An 18,073-nucleotide genomic window follows, 5' to 3' on the forward strand; every position below is an offset into this window, starting at 1 on the left:
AAAATGCGGAATTCCCGCATTTTATATAATATTACTGAACTAGCGTAAATAAGTTTGTGAACATATCCTGGAAGATTCGTATAAACCCTGCTTTTTCAACTGATTTCTCAGCAACTAAGTCAATCTTGCCAATTTCTTTACCATCTTTAACCACAATCATTTCGCCGTACTTTTGGCCTTGGATTACGGGCGCACTCACTGAAGACTCAGCGACAATTTTTTTCTGAATATTTTTATTCTGGCCTTTAGGAACGATAAGATTAAGTTCTTTAGCTGCCGTGAGCTGTACTTCTTTATCTACACCACGATTTACCTTGAGCCGTTCAACAACCTCACCTTGGCTAACGATAGGTGCAGCTGTAAAGTTGGCGAAGCCCCAATCCATTAACCGCATACTTTCTCGTAAATGAGATCGCGGCTCAGGTGTAGCAAATACTACTGAAATTAATCTAAGTCCGTCGCGTTTTGCGGTACCGGCAAAGCAGTATTTAGCTTCTTCGGTCCAACCGGTTTTTAAACCGTCAGCCCCTTTATACCACCAAAGAAGTTTGTTTGTATTAACTAGCCAGTTTTTGCCGTCACGCAACCAGTATTCTTTAATGCTGCTCAACTCAAGATAAAATGGATGCTTGACAGCCTCTTTTACAATAAGTGCAGTATCATATGCACTCATATAATGGTCAGTCGTAGGCAGTCCATTTACATTATTAAAATGCGTATCCTTGAGCCCTAGTTCTTGAGCCCTCTGATTCATTGCGTCCACGGCCGCTTGTTCATTGCCATATATGTGCTCCATAATAGCAACAGCAGCATCATTAGCGCTCACTACTGCTACAGCAATCATTAACTCATGGACGGTCATGCTTTCACCCGGCTCTAGCCAGATTTGCGACCCGCCTTGCCGCCAAGAGTGTTCTGTAGTAGTCACTTGGTCAGTTATCTTTATCTTGCCCTGTTCAACTGCCTCTACAGCTAGTAACAATGTCATACACTTAGTAACACTTGCTGGCGGTAACCTCTTGTGAGAATCCTTTTCAAAGAGTATGGTACCATTTTCGTCCATCAAAATTGCTGATTCAGCAATTGAATTCAACTGAGTGCTTTGTGCTGATCTTGCCTCGAGCTGCGCGCAAGGCAGGCAAATACCGGTAACTATCAATGAAATTACTAGCAAGGTGAAAATTGCAACTGGGCGTATTCGGTACATTAAACACACTCCTTTCATCTTTTTTTTAGGTTAACCAATCTAAATATCGAATACACTGGCAAAGAACAGCAATAAAAAAACTGGCCATTTAGCCAGTTTTTGAAAATTAATGAAACTAAGTATTTGTTTTAATAGCCTAAAAACTTTTATAGCCATCTTTATCTACGATCCCTAGTATTAGTTGAGTAGATGAGACCTTTTGACTTGTGTATGAGAAAGATTCAAGAATTAATTGTTGTGCAATAACCGCCTTTTCTTTACTATTTGTATAAATATCAGCGATAGGTTGGCCGCACTCAATTTCATTGCCTACTCGGCTTTTGAGTACAATCCCAGCTGATAAATCAATTTTTTGATCTTTATATTCTCGGCCAGCTCCTAAAATCATGGCAGCGTATCCTATCTTTGCTGCATCAATATGATTTATATATCCCTTCTGGCTGCTACTGACAGTTATTTTATATTTTGCCTGAGGTAGTAAATTATAATCATCAACGATTGCTGCATTACCACCTTGACCAGCGATAAACTCCTTAAATTTCATTAAAGCTGACTTATTATTCAACAGTTCAGTCAAAAGATATCGTCCTTCATCAAGCGTTTCAACACGCCCGGCAAGCTTTATCATATATGAGCCGAGAACCAAACATACATCCCTTAGGCTAGTAGGACCCCTGCCTTGCAATACTTCGATAGCCTCTATAACTTCGAGACTATTGCCAACTGCAGCTCCAAGCGGCTCTTCCATACTAGTCAAAATAGCTATTGTTTCGCGGTTAACAAGCTTTCCAATTTCAACCATCGTTGAAGCTAATTCAACAGCAGAATCAATATTTTTCATAAACGCCCCGTTGCCGACCTTTACATCAAGTAAAATTTTATCTGCTCCCGCGGCTATCTTCTTACTCATTATTGATGAGGCTATCAGCGGAATGCTCTCTACAGTTGCAGTAACATCGCGAAGAGAATACATTTTACCGTCAGCTGGAGCAATCATTGAGTTTTGACTTGTTAGTGCAATACCATGTTTTTGTATGGTGTCAATAAAATCAGCTTGGGAAAGTGCTGTTTTAAAGCCTGGTATAGCTTCGAGCTTATCAATTGTTCCGCCAGTAAAACCTAGTCCGCGCCCTGACATCTTAGCTATCGGAATACCGGCGGTTGCTACTAAGGGAGCAAGTATTAGCGTGGTAGTGTCAGCAACCCCACCAGTGCTGTGCTTATCGACTTTAATTCCGGGCACTTTACTTAGATCAAGCATTTGTCCGGAATCAGCCATCGCTAGGGTCAAAGCAGCAGTCTCTTGGTGCGACATTCCTCTAAAATAAATTGCCATTAACCAAGCCGCCATCTGATAATCTGGAAGCTCATTCATAGTATAAGCCTGAACCAACGCCTTTATCTCAGCAGCATCTAAAATCTTACCATCACGTTTTTTCGCAATAATATCAAGTAATCGCATTACAATCACCTCAATTGCTTTAAGAAGCTTTTTCCAAAAGGCAGTGGTGTTAGCTTATAATTTTCAGCTATTGTTGCCGCTACATCAGCAAAGGTGGTACGTACGCCTAGATTGCTTCCTATTATGTTAGGGCTATAAACTAAGAGTGGTACATATTCTCTAGTATGGTCGGTACCTGGAGCTGTAGGATCACAACCATGATCCGCTGTTAATATAAGAAGGTCATCTTCTTTTAAAATTGTAATAAGATTTTTTACGCTATAGTCAAGACGTTCAAGAGCCTTAGCATAACCAGTGACATCATTACGATGGCCATACACACTATCAAAGTCAACTAGATTTGCCATGATAAGTTTAGCATCGCTATCGGCTTTGACCAGTTCCATAATTTGCTCAATACCTTGATCATTAGATTTAGTCGGATAAGATCTTGTTATGCCGCGCTGAGCAAAAACATCGGCAATTTTCCCAATACCAATAACATCAAAGCCTTTTTCCTTCATTAAATCTAAAACAGTCGGCGAATGAGGTTCGAGGCTATAATCATGGCGATTGGTAGTGCGTATAAACTTACCAGGCTGTCCTATAAATGGACGGGCAATAACTCTGCCAACAGCATGTTCACCAACACACACTTTTGTACGGGCAGTTTTACACATCTCGTATAACTCCTCAAGCGTAATTATTTCTTCATGCGCCGCAATTTGAAAAACACTATCGCCTGACGTATAAACGATCGGTTTGCCAGTTTCAAGATGTTGTACCCCTAACTCTTCAATTATTGCAGTACCAGATGCCGGAATATTACCAAGTACCTTTCTCCCAACCAAATTTTGAAATTTTTCAATTACCTCTGCGGGAAAGCCCTCCGGATAAACAGGAAATGGTGTAAAAACTGGACAGCCTGCTAACTCCCAGTGACCGGTTGTAGTATCCTTCCCTTTTGAAATTTCAGCCATCTTGCCGTAACTGGCTAAAGGATTATTTACACATTTAACGCCTTCAATCGGCTCTATACAGCCAATTCCCAACTTTTCAAAAGTAGGCAAGAAAAGCCCGCCTTGTGAGCGAGCAATGTTGCCTAACGTATTGACATCTGAATCGCCATACTCTGCGGCATCTGGCAAAGCGCCAATTCCAACACTGTCCATTACGATTAGAATAATTCTTTTAAACAAAATACAGACTCCCTTGCTGCGAATTCTATATTCACTATAGTTATTTTAAATTATGCGCGTGGGTGGGTCTTGTCATACACTTCTTTAAGATGGTTCTTAGTTACATGAGTATAAATCTGTGTAGTAGAGATATCTGCATGGCCTAGCATTTCTTGAACCGATCTTAAATCTGCGCCATTTTCTAATAGGTGCGTAGCAAAAGAATGCCTGAGAGTATGCGGAGTAATTTCTTTAGTAATGTTAGCCTCTTGGGCATATTTTTTTATAATCTTCCAAAAACCTTGCCTAGTCAAACGATTGCCATGATGATTGACAAATAACGCAGCCTCATCATAGGTACGCACTAATTTAGGCCGTCCACGGTTAATATACTCTTGTACGCATTTAGCTGCAATCGAACCTAACGGTACAATTCTTTCTTTAGCCCCTTTGCCGTAACACTTTATATAGCCCATATCTAAATTAACATCAGATATATTAAGCGATATAAGCTCTGATACCCTGATCCCCGTCGCATACAATAGTTCTAGCATCGCCTTATCACGTGTGCCAGCCGGTAAAGAGCCGTTTGGTTGTTTAAGTAATTCTTCTACTTCACCAATAGTAAGAATTTTAGGTAATTTTTTCTCAAGTTTAGGAGATTCAAGATTAGCAGCCGGATCTTTATCAATATACCGTTCTCGGACTAAGTATTGATAAAATGACTTGATCGCAGCGAGATTTCGAGAAATTGTAGAAACGGCTCGTCCTTTGGTTTGAAGATTGGTCAAATAAGCAAGGATGGTGTTGCGATTAGAATCTTTTAAGAATTCCTTATTACTGCTGTCCAAATAGGTTTGAAATTGACGTAGATCGCGCCCGTATGACTCTAAGGTATTTTGAGCAAGCCCTCGTTCCTCCGCGAGATAATTAATGAACTGATTTACGTAACTTTCCATCTCTACCACCCTTTTTCGATATTCCGGTCATATGTCATCTGACTATTGACAACCCGCAGTAATATACTAATTGGTGTTTTATTCCACATTAGTAAGTGATTTTCCTTTCTTTGCCTGTCGAAGAAAATTGTTTTTTTGATTCTTTTTGTAAACTTTGTTAGCTGTTGTCAATAATTTGCGCAGAAACCCGTAATGGTTTATCCAACATATGCTGCTCTTTTAACTTCAACTCCTGGTCAGTAGCGTACCAAAACAAACTAAGCAGTTTGGGGAGAATATAGAATACTATTATTATTAAAAGAATTATTTTAACAGCAAGCTTTAATTTTGAGGCTAGCATCCGCCATGAAATTGTTATTATCACTTACCCACCCCACTTTCCGGCTTAACTTAATATCATACTTATTCACAAAAAGTTAAGTTTATTCGTATCTAGCTATGAAAAATTCAAAGGTTAACCGCAAAAAAAAACCAGCCATAGCCAGTTCCTATACTTATATGTTCTATTCTTTTATCAAAAGACCAGCCACCAATTTCATGAACACCGGTGAAACATAAACTTCAATCAATCCTGCAATTATTATTAGAGCCAACATTGCGAGGCACACTGCGGTATAACCAAGCGATTCATATAATAAATTAGATCTGCTATGTTTTCTCCGTTTGAGAAGCATTAGCGAGAAAGTTGTCGCCGAGACACCAGTTGCCAAAAGCGCGGGAACCGCAAAAAAATTATGTGGTAAGATTGAAACTAGCGCAAATAGTAAGCCTTTTGCAATATATTCATTGACTAAAAAACCAACAGTAAAACCAATGACAAAACCTCTGGTAAACAAAATAAAGAGCACGAAGGGCAGTCCTACAATCGTAAAGCCAAGTAGCCACATAAAGATTATAGTCTTAGCATTATTATATAGCACTGCACTCAGAATAACAGAGGTATCGCCGCTAGCTTGACCTTGGGATAAACCATTAAAAAATATTCGAAGATAACTTATCAGCTCTAACTTCTGTTCCTCAGGCAATATTTTAACCGCCAACGCCCCTACCACAACCCCAATAATAAGGATGAGGACCATGAAAAAGTAGGCCACCATATTTGCCCGGAAGTAACTGCTAAGGTTCTGGCGAAAGTATCCCAGCATACTATGAGCCCCCCAACTTAACCTTTTACAATGTATGCAGGGTAAACTTGCTTTATACCTTATTTGTCCAACAAAAAAAGCCTAATTCGTTGATCGAATCAATTTTCCGTACAATCCACCCCCACCGGAATCAATCTTAGTCAGACCAGACCTAGCTTTATCTATCTCATTTGCAAGTTTTTCACCTACAGCCTCTATCAGTTCATGTTTCTTGGCTTGATGAAGAATGTTCATCTCAGTATGAAACCTGGCTAATAGTTTTTTTATAGCCTTTTTCCCTAGTCCCGGAATAAACTCAAGCGGTATTTGATAGAAATATGGCGCCCTCCACGACGGATGATTCGGGAGTCTAAAGTCTGCCAGTTGTTCTATTCTATCGAATACACCATTTATAGTCTTATTACTGCCGCAAACAAAACATGTCTTAACATCTATGTTTGGTAAAAATTTGCCGCACGTTTTGCAAAAAGTACGATGGTACTTGCCTAAACGCGGATCCAGCCCGTAATTTGCCATCACCTTTCGGCCGGCGGCATTATGCAGAGCCTTTCTAAGCTCTGCATAATTAGCAGTTTCAAGCAAGAAAACAGTATATTCTCTGGCAATTTTGCTTAAGGAGTGAGCGTCAGAATTGGTGATAAATGTGAAGGAATTTAGCTCGGCAATACGATCAGCCATCTGGCTGTCGGCACTTAGCCCTAATTCAATTCCATCAATCATTGCTATTTCCTTGTCGGATAAAATTTCAGTTAGCTGATTGCAACATATACCAAATAAGCTTTTATGTGGCGTAAAAACATGCGCTGGAATTATTATACCTTCAAACTCTGAAGCTATTTGAATAAGACGTTGCAGCGTCATTCTGGCATTCTGAGAACTTAAGTTTATATTCTTGATATGGGAGGACATATACCCTGAAAACTTGCGCATTGATTCAATATTGGGCAGAAAAACTAGCGTATGGGATGTCCGACCATTTAGCTCAACTGTTTCTATCTCAGCCCCCAGCAATACCGTTAAGCTATTAAGATACTGGTAACCGCCTCCGGTTTTTAAGGTCATAAGGCCGCTCTTAACCAATGCTTCCAAATCATCGAGAACCAACGGCGATAAGGCGTCGATTAGTCCAATGATATCCATGCCCTTACGATGTGCAGCTTCATCAATTATATTAGTAACTGTCAGATTACTTGATGTTGGGATCTTTATCCACTCACCTTGACTACTAACACCGACATGTATATGTAGATCAGCAAAATACTGCCTCATACTTATTTACCTGCCTGCTAGTAATAAGCCTATCAAGGTTTTTGCGTCAGTTATTGTACTATTATTAATCATAGTATTAATGTCTGAGGGAGTATATATTTCAACATCAACAAACTCGTCTTCGTCTGGGCAAACTTCCTTCTTTACAAGATCGCGGGCAATGTATAAATGGATTATCTCATTAGTAAAGCCCGGAGCAGTATATATAGACGTAAGCTTAATCATCTGTTTAGCTACATAACCAGTTTCTTCACGCAGTTCACGCGCAACACATTCTTCAGGATCCTCATTATTATCAAGTTTGCCAGCCGGAATTTCAAGCGTGACCTTACCAATCGGATAGCGAAATTGCTTAACCAAAACAATTCTGCCATCATCTAAAATAGGAACAACGGCAACGGCGCCAGGATGATCAACAACTTCCCGTGTTGCCTCCCTATTATTGGGCAACATTACCGTATCACGATGAACCTTTAATATTTTGCCGTCATATATTTTTTCGGCTGAAATGAACTTCTCTGTTAAATGTTCCAATTATTTCCACGCCTCCTAGCATATTAAGCGTTTACAAAACATATAGTACCTCTGAGGAGGGCTATCCATGCAAATTATTACTTTTCAAAGGGGTTTATATTTTTTTGGTAAAGTAAAAGAACTGCAAATTTTTTTAAAGGAAAATGCTTGTAATAGAATTACTGTGAAAGAGTTCATCCGGATAAGGCTACAGTAAAAAACTGGTTACCTGCGATTTATTAACCCATCCATGGATATTTAGTATAAGGTGTAAGAAGAAAAAGCGGGTATGGTACCGAAATTTTATTTTCTAACCATTCAGGAACTACTACAAAACTAATTGGCAGGGCTAAAGCTTGAGCAGCTGATTCTACTGTTTTAAGCCCATTGGAAATATGTTCGGCGGTAGTCTCCTGTGCTAAATTAGTGTTGCAAATTAAGCTGCTTACTTTTAAGCGGGAAACCCCTTCTATTCGCTTAAGCATGTTTACAATATTCTCTGCTGTGTTGGTGAAAGGCCTTAGCGTATTTATAACCAATTGAGCTTGGTAGCCGTTTTCGCTCAATTGCTGATTAATCTGTCCTAACACTATGGCAGAGTCACCACCACCAACATCGATAACAACATTACATTCTCGGTCATAAAGAACGCGAATCAGGTTACTAGGCATAACTGGCAAATCGCTATGGGCCAAATGCTGCTCAGGAGCTACTACTATTACATCGCTTCTTTCTAACAATTCTCGACTCTCTCGCGTTCTGCAGATGGGTTTAGCCAAATCAAAATCAACAATCGCAGTTTTATGACCGCTTTTAGCAAGCGCTATTGAATAGTTTACAGCTAGCTCCGTCTTACCGCTGCCAAATTCACCTATAAAGATGTTTATGCGAGACTTGCCTATGATATTGGCATGTTGACTCATTTTTTCCTCCTAGTATTAAATATGTAATAGTTGGTTTATTCGGATCAACAATCGAAAGTCCTGCTGATTAAGTAAACGCAAAAAGTTCCACGAATTATAATCGTGGAACTTTACTTACCATTTAAGCCCGCATTTCCATTCTTAGCTTATCAGCAATCATCGCCATAAATTCCGAATTAGTCGGCTTCCCTTTTTCCAACTTGATAGTATATCCAAAAAGTCTATTGATCATGTCCATATTACCACGATTCCATGCAACTTCTATTGCATGTCTGATTGCTCTTTCTACCCGGCTTGGAGTTGTCGAATACTTTTCAGCAATCATTGGATATAATACTTTGGTTACTGCTCCTAATAACTCCATCTCGGCGATAATCATCATGATGGCATCGCGCAGATATTGATAGCCTTTAATGTGAGCAGGGATACCAATCTCACGGATAATATTAGTAACTTCAACGTCCATCGGTCGTGCTTTAATAGCCTGGGCAGCAACCACTGGCCGTTGTGATGTTATTGTACTAGCCAACTGCCTAATACGGCTAGTGAGTACATCCATATTAAAAGGTTTCAGAATATAATAATCGACGCCAAGCTCTACAACTCGCTGAGTTATATTCTCTTGACCAAACGCAGTCAACATAATAACTTTAGGTTTTCTATTTGGCATCGCATTAAGCCGCTCTAAAACACCAATTCCGTCAAGGTGTGGCATTATGATGTCGAGGATAATTACATCTGGATGTTTTTCTTCAACAATTTTAACAATTTCTTCTCCATTATAAGCTATTCCTACTAGTTCAATGTCTGATTGTTGAATTAAGTATTCTTGCATTATACCGACAAATTCTCTATTATCGTCCGCAATTGCTAGTTTTATAGTTTCTCTGATCATTTTAAATATTCACTCCCTACCCCTAATCTTATGTAATTCAAATTCGACAAAATTACGTCAGTTCCTTCCTTGTTTGGAAATTAAATCCAAAAATATATTATTTTTGTTTAACAATAAAAAAGAACAGCTAAGAATTAGCCGTTCATATTTATTAGGCTGCTAACACTATGTTTGGCTTTTTTTGTAGAGAGAACAGTCTTTTTGCTGTTTGTTTATCGCGTTTAGGAATTATCCCGCTTTCCATTAACATCCAGTCAACAAAGCACCCATAGCCTTTGGTAGGATCATGAACAAAAACATGAGTCACTGCTCCGACAATCTTTCCGTTTTGGATAATTGGACTCCCACTCATTCCTTGCACAATTCCTCCTGTTAGTTCCATTAACCTTGGGTCGGTAATTTTAATTACCATGCCCTTACCTTCAGGTGAAGCTTGAAGATTCACCTTTTGAATTTCGATTGCGAACTTTTCAATACTTTGCCCATCTACAACGGTTAACATTTCAGCATATCCGGTTTGCACTTGATTCATCGACGCTACAGGAATTGCACTATTATAAATATCATTTGGCAAAGACGCGTTAAGCTGTCCATAGATACCAAACTGGGTATTTTTCTGAATATCACCAAGTAATTTATCTTCCTCAATAAAAACTCCAATTTTTTCGCCAGGTTGACCCCTTTTACCATGTTGAATGCCGGAAACGGTAGCCATAACAATTCTCCCCTGATCACAGTCAATTGGTTGATTTGTATCACTATCACTTATTACATGCCCTAATGCCCCATATATATTTGATTTTGGTTCATAAAAAGTAAGAGTACCTACACCGGCTGCACTATCCCTTACAAATAATCCAATTCTATATCGTTTAGTCTCATCGCAAAGAACCGGATTTATAGTAATCTGAACCCTTTCATCATTTCGCTTAATTAACAGATTTAACGGACGTTTTTCTTGACCGCTACTATCTATTATTTCGGCTACTTGACTATCACTCTGGACCGGTGTACCATTAATACTCAAAATAATGTCGCCGACATTTATACCTGCATCCTTGGCTGGGTTCACATAAAGACCCTCCTCGCTCTTGATGGGTGAATTACCGACAACAATAACTCCATGCGAATGCAATACAACTCCAATTGAGTGTCCGCCTGGTACAAGCTTAATAGGCGGTAAAACATCAACTTCGACTGTCCTTACGGGGATGAGACCGAGAAGCTTAAACTCAACTATCGATCTACCAAGCTTAACTGGCTCCAATGCGACCGACTTTGAAATACTATAAACTGGCATTGGTGATTTCAGCCGCAAACTTTGATCATTATCATGATTGATAGTGACCGTTAAAGGGAAGTTGACGGTAAAAATGGCCGACTCGCCTTCAATAATACGCATGTGCGGCGGAAGGCCGTATACACTGCGGAATTGTGGGGAAACACAAAATGCAATAATCAGCACAGCAATGCATATCCCGGTTATGGAGCGCCGACTAATTCGTGTCATATTTACTCCATCACTCCCCCTTATTTGATTTTTACCTTTTTTGCCCTTAATTAATCTGAATATCTCAAATTTAAAGATTCCCGATTTTTTTAGGGATTATTCCGGGATTATTAGCATAAATTGCCTTGGAAGTCGATTAAACAAGTTTATCGTTAAAAAAGGAACGCAAGCTCACGCTTGCGTTTCTTTTTTCCAAATTTCTTTTTTTAATTTTGCTGTCATAATCATTTGTCCAGCATTTTCAATGGCAGCTTTTGTTAAATCAATGCCTGCTATCATTTTGGCAAGTTCCAACTTGCGCTGGTCAGTATTTAGCTTGATGATTTTGGTTTTTGTTCGGTTGGCTTGAACTTGTTTTTCGATATTAAGATGATTATCAGCCATACAAGCAATCTGAGGCGAATGAGTAATGCATAAAACTTGCTTATTTGCCGCAACCATTGCGATTCGCTCACCAACCATTTGTGCTGTTTTACCGCCAATACCTGAATCGATTTCGTCAAATACTACCGTCCCGATTGCATCACGTTTTGCGCAGACTGTTTTTATTGCTAAAGCTATTCTCGACAATTCGCCGCCAGATGCAACCTTGTGCAATGGTTTTGGAACCTCGCCAGGATTGGCAGAAAAGACAATTGAAACTTCATTATTCCCAAATGAATTCAAGCTATCGGTGTTACTTACTTCAATATTGAACAGACAATTTGGCATACCAAGCTTTTGTAAGTGTGAGCAAACTAAGTCGGACATCAATTTTGCCGAGGATCGACGTTTTCTATCAATTATATCGGCTAAAACCATTAATTGTTCTTTTAGTATTTTTTGTTCATTGTGTAGTTTTGCTTTCTGATCATCTGAAGCATTCATGCTGTCAATTTCTTTCAGCGATTTTTCATAATATGCTAGGATGTCCTTCGTGGTCGCGCCATACTTGTTTCTTAATTTATAAATAATATCCATTCGTTCATGAAGTCGAGTAAGTTGTGCTGGATTATATTCTACGCCGTCTACGTATCCACCCAAATCCATGCTTAACTCTTTAAGTTGGTAGAGAATATCCGTAAGCATTTGGAGCTGCGGTTCCAAGCTTTTATCAAACCGAACTGCATAATCCAATTCTCGCTTAGCTTTTGCCACCAGGCTTAAAATACTTTCAGTGCCATTTTCTTCATCAAGTAGTCCATATGCCTTGGTAACCGACTTTGTGATTTTTTCCATATTAGTAAGGACTTTAATCTGGTTTTCAAGTTCAAGCTCCTCGTCAGGTTTCAGTCCCGCCGCTGCAATTTCATTAGTCTGCCAAATCAGCATATCTAAACGCTGAACTCGCTCACGGATATTGTCTTCCAATTCAGTAATTTGCTTACTAACATCTTGCCATTTACGGAAAATTTTGCGATATTTATCAACTTCTACTGTTATGTCTTTATCAAATAAGTCCAAAAGTCCTAAATGAGTCTCAGGACGAAGTAAGGCTTGATTCTCATGCTGTCCATGCATATCGACCAGTTTTTGCCCGAATAGTTTTAGAACACTCAACGTCACATGACAGCCATTTATCATTATCAGGTTTTTACCAGTTGTATTAAAACGCCGGCTAATAATCAGCGTCCCATCGTCTTCAGTACTAATAGCATATTTATCCGCAAGTTCTTTTACAGGCTCCAAACTAGAGATATCAAATAAAGCTTCAACCCGAAAATAATCGCATCCCTCACGGATATATTCATTAGATGCTCTTCCACCTAAAACAGTATTTAAAGCATCAATAAGAATTGACTTACCGGCACCTGTTTCACCTGTTAAAATATTTAGTCCGTTTGAAAAATCAATATTAGCCTTTTCGATCAATGCAAAATTATTAACACACAATGATCTTAGCATCCTACTCGCCCCTGTCAAAAATCAGAATATTGACTGCAATCGTTCAATAACACGTCCCACGGCATCCATTGGCTTAACAACAATTAAAATATTGTCATCACCAGCAACAGTTCCAATTATCTCAGGCCATCTTGCACAATCGATTGTCGAGGCTACGGCATTCGCAGTTCCTGGTAATGTTTTAATGACTACAATATTTTGGCTAGAATCAATACCAGTGACTGAGTCCCTAAACATTCTTTCCATACGGGATTGAGAAAATACCATTGACTGATCCATCGGAAACGCATAACGGTAGCGGCCATCACCGGTTGGAACTTTTATTAGCCTCAACTCTTTGATATCTCGTGAAACAGTTGCCTGAGTTACTTCAATACCATCTTTGCGCAAAGCCTCGGCCAGCTCTTCTTGAGTTTCTACCTCGCTATGATCTATGATTTCCTTAATTTTCGCATGACGCAGCACTTTCACGTTATTCACTCCTTACTTTTTCAATTACGTATAAAATTGGCGGTTTTCTAGAAGCATTTACAGGTACCCAGCTATTAACCGCAAACATTCTCGTGGGAAGTGCCTTTAGTAATTTATTGACTTCGTCAAACTCTAATTGTCCGCTCTCATGTCCAGGATATGCTATTATTGTTAAAAAGCCCCCTACTCTAAGCAAGGTTAAAGTTTGTTTTATTGACTTGATTGTGGTAGAGGCCTGTGTGGTAATATTATGGTCCTTACCTGGCAAATAGCCTAGGTTAAACATAGCAAAATCAATTTGATCCACTATATAATTAGCTATATTCTCATGATTGTCCTCAATAAGTTTAACCTTAGAAAGAAGATTATGCTCGGCAAGCAGATCGCTGGTTTTAGCTAACGCGCTTTTTTGAATATCAAATGAGTAAATTATAGCATAATCAGGAGTGTTAGCCGCCAGAAATAAAGAGTCCCATCCATTGCCCGCAGTCGCATCTACGGCACGCCTGCATTTTTCAAGATGGGGAAGTAATAAAAATTGTGCAAGTTTTACTGCGCTATAAGTTTGCATTTAGTCATCCCGCCATAGTTTGGTTCTTAATGTTTGATAATAATTTTTGTGGCCAAATTTGATTAAATTAGCGTTATATGATGATTTTCTAATAAAGACTTTATCGTTAGGTTGGAGTTTTTGCACGACCTGTCCATCTACTGTCAGAACAATATCGTCAGAGCTAACCGATGTTATAACTGTAATTTCTTCATCTGGCGAAACAATTAGCGGGCGGGAATACAAGGTATGAGGACAGATAGGCGTAACCAAAATAACGTTCAAAGCCGAATTTACAATCGGCCCCCCAGCCGATAGTGAGTAACCGGTTGAGCCAGTTGGAGTAGCAATAATTAACCCGTCAGCCGAGAATGCAGCCGCAACTTGGTTATTGATTGTTAACGTCAGTTCAATCATCCGGGAGTATCCAGCTTTTGTAATAACTATATCATTCAAAGAAGAAGAAACAAATATTTCTTCAGAATCTCTCCGAATAAAGGCGTCAAGCATTAGCCTCTTTTCAATATCATAATGTCCGCTTATCAGCTTTTCCAGAAATATTTCCATCTGTGGTACTTCAACTTCAGTCAGAAAGCCCAGTCTTCCCATGTTTATTCCAAAAATCGGAATATTAAGCGGCGCAATTTTTCGCGCTGAGCTCAATAATGTCCCGTCTCCACCGATAGCTATCGCAATGTCGATTTTTTCTCTTATACTTTCTTCAGAGCACCCCAGGTCAGGCTGCCCCAGTTTTTTAGCTGCCTGTGACGGCAATAACACCCTAATACTTTTTTCTTTAAAAAAATCCACTATAAAACCTAGTATTGTAACAACACTACTTTTTTTTATGTTAGGAAATATTCCAATCGTCAACAAATTATAGCCCCCAACACGTATTCACCCAACATGCATTACTGTTCTTTAACTAAGCCAAGATGAGCCTGAGCTACAACTTCTTCTATCGTATCGGTCGTGACAGCGTCCATGCCTAATTTCGCTAAATGTAATAAGTACTCTATATTGCCTTCCGGTCCTTTGATTGGCGAAAATGTAAGCCCAATCGGTTTAAGTTCAAGTTCACGGGCTACATTAATTACTTCGTTAATCACCTGTTTATGAACAAGCGGATCTCTCACTACCCCTTTCTTCCCAACCTTCTCTCGACCGGCTTCGAATTGGGGCTTAATAAGAGCAACTATTTCGCCATTTGGTGCTAATAAAGCCTTAGCAGCAGGAAGAACTTTACTAAGCGAGATGAAAGCAACATCAATCGAAGCAAAGTCTAGTTCCTCACCAATGTCGTCTGGCTTTACGTTTCTTATATTAGTCCGCTCCATATTTTTAACACGGTCATCTGTTCGCAGTGACCAAGCCAACTGACCATATCCTACATCAATTGCGTAGACCCTAGCCGCGCCATTTTGCAAAGCGCAATCCGTAAACCCGCCGGTGGACGCTCCGATATCGGCCATTACTTTATTCTTAAGGTTAATTGAAAAGTACTCTATGGCTTTTGCTAATTTTAGACCGCCGCGACTTACATAACCAATACTATCATTTATAACTGAAATGTTTGCCTTCGTTGGGACCAGCGTACCGGCCTTATCAATTTTCTGACCATCAACCAAAACGACTCCGGCCATTATCCAGGCTTTAGCCCGTTCCCGGCTAGGTGCTATTCCATTTTCGACCATCAAAATATCCAAACGTTGCTTATTGCTCATATTATCGCACTCCGAACTGCTGCATAAATGTGCTGACTCGATCGACAATTTTATTAGTAGTAAGTTCGTAGAGTTCGAGCAACTCGGTTCTCGTGCCATGCTCTACAAATTTATCAGGAAGACCTAAACGCAATGTTTTTACCCAATTTAAATTACACGCACTTAAAGTTTCAATTACTGCCGATCCAAAGCCACCCGCTAAGACATTATCTTCAACAGTAACAATAATGCCGACTTCACGGGCAATCCTACGCAGCAGAGCTTCATCGATTGGCTTAATAAAACGGGCGTTAACTACCCCGGCCTTAATTCCACGTTCTTCAAGTATTTTGCTGGCCTCCATACATGTGCCTACCATGGTGCCTATCGCGAAAAACACAATATCCTTGCCTTGCTTGAGCTCTTCGGCCGTTCCGATATCAATTTGTTTTAGTGATGTGTCTAGCGCAACACCAACGCCGCTTCCTCTTGGATAACGAATAGCAACCGGCGCATTATAAGCAAATGCACTGTTCAGCATATGCTGCAGTTCATTTTCATCCTTCGGTGCTAGCAGTATAAGATTAGGTATATGCCGTAAATAGGAATAGTCAAATACGCCATGATGGGTAGGACCATCCTCACCTACTATTCCGGCCCTGTCCAAGGCAAAAACGACAGGAAGTTTTTGCAGGCAGACATCATGGACAATCTGGTCATAGGCACGTTGAGCAAAAGTCGAGTATAATGCTACCAGTGGTTTATTACCTTGTGTAGCCAGACCTGCCGCCATAGTAACTGCATGCTGTTCGGCAATACCTACATCAAAAAATCGTTTTGGAAAAGCGGAGGCAAATTTTTTTAGGCCTGTCCCCTCTGGCATCGCGGCGGTAATTGCCACTATGCTATTATCATCTTTTGCTATTTTTACAAGTGTATCACTAAAAACTGACGTATAAGAAGGCTTACTGCTGCTCTTTTTAAACTCGCCTGATTCGATACAGAACGGACCGACCCCATGAAATTTGTCCGCATGACATTCCGCGGGAATATAACCTTTACCTTTGCGGGTCAGCACATGGATAAGCCGTGGTCCTTCCATAGTTTTAGCCTGTTGCAAAACATCAGTTAATAACTGCAGATTATGACCGTCAATCGGCCCAATATAATTGAAACCCAATTCCTCAAATAGCATGCCTGGCACCAATAAATAGCGCAGGCTGTCTTTAACCCGTTCAACTGTTTTTGCAACACTATCACCAATGGCAGGTATTCGCCTAAGCAAAAATTCTATATCGTGTTTCACCTTAGCATAAGTAGGAGCAGTACGCATCTTAGACAGATAATCTGACATTGCCCCAACATTTTTTGCAATCGACATTTCGTTATCATTTAATATCACAATAAGGTTTGTCCCAAGATCACCAGCGTGGTTTAACGCCTCATAGGCTTGGCCGCCCGTCAATGAACCGTCACCAATAATGGCAAGTACTTCATTCTTTTCTCCCATTATGTCGCGGGCACAGGCCATTCCTAAAGCGGCTGAGATGGAAGTGCTTGAATGGCCTGTGCCAAATGCATCATGCTCACTTTCAGTACGTCTAGGAAAACCGCTAATCCCGCCTAATGTACGGAGAGTACCGAACTCTTCGCGTCTGCCAGTAAGTATTTTATGAACATAGGCTTGATGGCCTACATCCCAAATAAATTTATCTCGCGGACTATCAAAGACACGGTGAAGTGCTAGCGTCAGTTCTACAACACCTAGGCTTGAAGCCAAATGCCCGCCTGTTTGGGCTACTGTACGTATAAGCAACTCACGAACTTCACCTGCAAGCTTTTCTAGTTGGGCTACCGTAAACTTTTTTATATCTTGGGGGTTAGCAATGCTATTTAGTAAACTGTTCAATAGGTTCCCCTCTTTCCCACTGCACCCAATAATCATGTCTAATTATATCATAATGCTATAATATCACCAATATAGATTGAAAGCATAGGCCACTGCCATCCCTAGGATAGCACCGGCTAAAACTTCAATTGGATGATGACCCAGTAATTCTTTAAGCTTTATATCGCGGACGGTTTTTTCGGCACGAGTGTGCCTAACTAACTTATTGATAATCTTTGCATGCTTTCCAGCCGCACGGCGCACACCGGCAGCATCATACATGACGATACCTGCCAACACAAGCGAAACTGCAAACATCGACGAGTCAAACCCTTCGGTCAGTCCAAGCGAGGAGGACAGACCAACAACTAAAGAAGTATGAGAGCTTGGCATTCCACCTGCCCCAATTAAACGTTCAGCATCAAATTTTTTATACTTAAAAAAATTAAAAATTGTTTTAAGTATTTGAGCACTAAACCATGCCGTAGCTGCTGCCATTAATACAACGTTTTGTTTGATCAATGCAAATTCCGGCAT

The 18,073-nt window shown here is 40.0% G+C and carries 18 protein-coding genes; all 18 read right to left on the bottom strand.

What is annotated here, in order from left to right; all coding sequences use genetic code 11:
- Window positions 1–31 precede the first annotated feature (31 nt).
- On the bottom strand, window positions 32–1,207 hold the full coding sequence (locus GX348_02925) for a D-alanyl-D-alanine carboxypeptidase (GenBank protein ID NLP41140.1): 1,176 nt from the start codon (window positions 1,205–1,207) through the stop codon (window positions 32–34).
- Window positions 1,208–1,343: 136 nt separating this feature from the next.
- The gene (locus GX348_02930; GenBank protein NLP41141.1) at window positions 1,344–2,669 is read right to left on the bottom strand and encodes a pyrimidine-nucleoside phosphorylase; all 1,326 of its coding nucleotides are present in this window, start codon (window positions 2,667–2,669) and stop codon (window positions 1,344–1,346) included.
- Between the two features lie 5 nt (window positions 2,670–2,674).
- Window positions 2,675–3,847: a phosphopentomutase gene (locus tag GX348_02935; GenBank protein NLP41142.1), complete on the bottom strand. Its 1,173-nt coding sequence runs from the start codon at window positions 3,845–3,847 to the stop codon at window positions 2,675–2,677.
- Window positions 3,848–3,897: 50 nt separating this feature from the next.
- Window positions 3,898–4,785: a site-specific tyrosine recombinase XerD gene (gene xerD, locus GX348_02940; protein ID NLP41143.1), complete on the bottom strand. Its 888-nt coding sequence runs from the start codon at window positions 4,783–4,785 to the stop codon at window positions 3,898–3,900.
- A 157-nt stretch (window positions 4,786–4,942) separates the two neighbouring features.
- The gene (locus tag GX348_02945) at window positions 4,943–5,125 is read right to left on the bottom strand and encodes a hypothetical protein (protein NLP41144.1); all 183 of its coding nucleotides are present in this window, start codon (window positions 5,123–5,125) and stop codon (window positions 4,943–4,945) included.
- 163 nt (window positions 5,126–5,288) lie between these two features.
- Window positions 5,289–5,930, bottom strand: a complete 642-nt coding sequence (gene spoIIM / locus GX348_02950; GenBank protein NLP41145.1) for a stage II sporulation protein M — start codon at window positions 5,928–5,930, stop codon at window positions 5,289–5,291.
- 81 nt (window positions 5,931–6,011) lie between these two features.
- The gene (locus GX348_02955; protein NLP41146.1) at window positions 6,012–7,199 is read right to left on the bottom strand and encodes a TIGR00375 family protein; all 1,188 of its coding nucleotides are present in this window, start codon (window positions 7,197–7,199) and stop codon (window positions 6,012–6,014) included.
- A 6-nt stretch (window positions 7,200–7,205) separates the two neighbouring features.
- The gene (locus tag GX348_02960) at window positions 7,206–7,733 is read right to left on the bottom strand and encodes an NUDIX hydrolase (protein ID NLP41147.1); all 528 of its coding nucleotides are present in this window, start codon (window positions 7,731–7,733) and stop codon (window positions 7,206–7,208) included.
- A gap of 218 nt (window positions 7,734–7,951) precedes the next feature.
- Complete coding sequence (locus tag GX348_02965; GenBank protein NLP41148.1) at window positions 7,952–8,635, bottom strand: hypothetical protein; 684 nt, start codon at window positions 8,633–8,635, stop codon at window positions 7,952–7,954.
- Between the two features lie 121 nt (window positions 8,636–8,756).
- On the bottom strand, window positions 8,757–9,530 hold the full coding sequence (gene spo0A / locus GX348_02970; protein ID NLP41149.1) for a sporulation transcription factor Spo0A: 774 nt from the start codon (window positions 9,528–9,530) through the stop codon (window positions 8,757–8,759).
- A 151-nt stretch (window positions 9,531–9,681) separates the two neighbouring features.
- Window positions 9,682–11,040 carry a SpoIVB peptidase gene (spoIVB, locus tag GX348_02975; GenBank protein NLP41150.1) on the bottom strand — a complete coding sequence of 453 codons (1,359 nt, stop codon included), beginning with the start codon at window positions 11,038–11,040 and terminating at the stop codon, window positions 9,682–9,684.
- Window positions 11,041–11,211: 171 nt separating this feature from the next.
- Complete coding sequence (gene recN / locus GX348_02980; GenBank protein ID NLP41151.1) at window positions 11,212–12,924, bottom strand: DNA repair protein RecN; 1,713 nt, start codon at window positions 12,922–12,924, stop codon at window positions 11,212–11,214.
- A 21-nt stretch (window positions 12,925–12,945) separates the two neighbouring features.
- Window positions 12,946–13,395, bottom strand: coding sequence for an arginine repressor (gene argR / locus GX348_02985; GenBank protein NLP41152.1), 450 nt, complete (start codon window positions 13,393–13,395; stop codon window positions 12,946–12,948).
- Window position 13,396: 1 nt separating this feature from the next.
- Window positions 13,397–13,966, bottom strand: coding sequence for a methyltransferase (locus tag GX348_02990; GenBank protein NLP41153.1), 570 nt, complete (start codon window positions 13,964–13,966; stop codon window positions 13,397–13,399).
- Window positions 13,967–14,821, bottom strand: a complete 855-nt coding sequence (locus tag GX348_02995) for an NAD(+)/NADH kinase (GenBank protein NLP41154.1) — start codon at window positions 14,819–14,821, stop codon at window positions 13,967–13,969.
- A 35-nt stretch (window positions 14,822–14,856) separates the two neighbouring features.
- A complete protein-coding gene (locus tag GX348_03000; protein ID NLP41155.1) occupies window positions 14,857–15,669 on the bottom strand; it encodes a TlyA family RNA methyltransferase in 813 nt (270 codons plus the stop codon).
- 1 nt (window position 15,670) lies between these two features.
- The gene (locus GX348_03005) at window positions 15,671–17,557 is read right to left on the bottom strand and encodes a 1-deoxy-D-xylulose-5-phosphate synthase (GenBank protein ID NLP41156.1); all 1,887 of its coding nucleotides are present in this window, start codon (window positions 17,555–17,557) and stop codon (window positions 15,671–15,673) included.
- Between the two features lie 63 nt (window positions 17,558–17,620).
- A complete protein-coding gene (locus GX348_03010) occupies window positions 17,621–18,073 on the bottom strand; it encodes a divergent PAP2 family protein (GenBank protein ID NLP41157.1) in 453 nt (150 codons plus the stop codon).

Source organism: Veillonellaceae bacterium, from assembly GCA_012523975.1.
In the GTDB taxonomy this organism is placed as follows: Bacteria; Bacillota; Negativicutes; order JAAYSF01; family JAAYSF01; genus JAAYSF01.

Coding starts and splice junctions, on each gene's coding strand:
- GX348_02930 (NLP41141.1), bottom strand. CDS start 2,669: ATGCGATTACTTGATATTATTGCGAAAAAACGTGATGGTAAGATTTTA.
- GX348_03010 (NLP41157.1), bottom strand. CDS start 18,073: ATGCCGGAATTTGCATTGATCAAACAAAACGTTGTATTAATGGCAGCA.
- GX348_03000 (NLP41155.1), bottom strand. CDS start 15,669: ATGAGCAATAAGCAACGTTTGGATATTTTGATGGTCGAAAATGGAATA.
- recN (NLP41151.1), bottom strand. CDS start 12,924: ATGCTAAGATCATTGTGTGTTAATAATTTTGCATTGATCGAAAAGGCT.
- spo0A (NLP41149.1), bottom strand. CDS start 9,530: ATGATCAGAGAAACTATAAAACTAGCAATTGCGGACGATAATAGAGAA.
- spoIVB (NLP41150.1), bottom strand. CDS start 11,040: ATGACACGAATTAGTCGGCGCTCCATAACCGGGATATGCATTGCTGTG.
- GX348_02955 (NLP41146.1), bottom strand. CDS start 7,199: ATGAGGCAGTATTTTGCTGATCTACATATACATGTCGGTGTTAGTAGT.
- GX348_02990 (NLP41153.1), bottom strand. CDS start 13,966: ATGCAAACTTATAGCGCAGTAAAACTTGCACAATTTTTATTACTTCCC.
- xerD (NLP41143.1), bottom strand. CDS start 4,785: ATGGAAAGTTACGTAAATCAGTTCATTAATTATCTCGCGGAGGAACGA.
- spoIIM (NLP41145.1), bottom strand. CDS start 5,930: ATGCTGGGATACTTTCGCCAGAACCTTAGCAGTTACTTCCGGGCAAAT.
- GX348_02945 (NLP41144.1), bottom strand. CDS start 5,125: ATGCTAGCCTCAAAATTAAAGCTTGCTGTTAAAATAATTCTTTTAATA.
- GX348_02925 (NLP41140.1), bottom strand. CDS start 1,207: ATGTACCGAATACGCCCAGTTGCAATTTTCACCTTGCTAGTAATTTCA.
- GX348_02965 (NLP41148.1), bottom strand. CDS start 8,635: ATGAGTCAACATGCCAATATCATAGGCAAGTCTCGCATAAACATCTTT.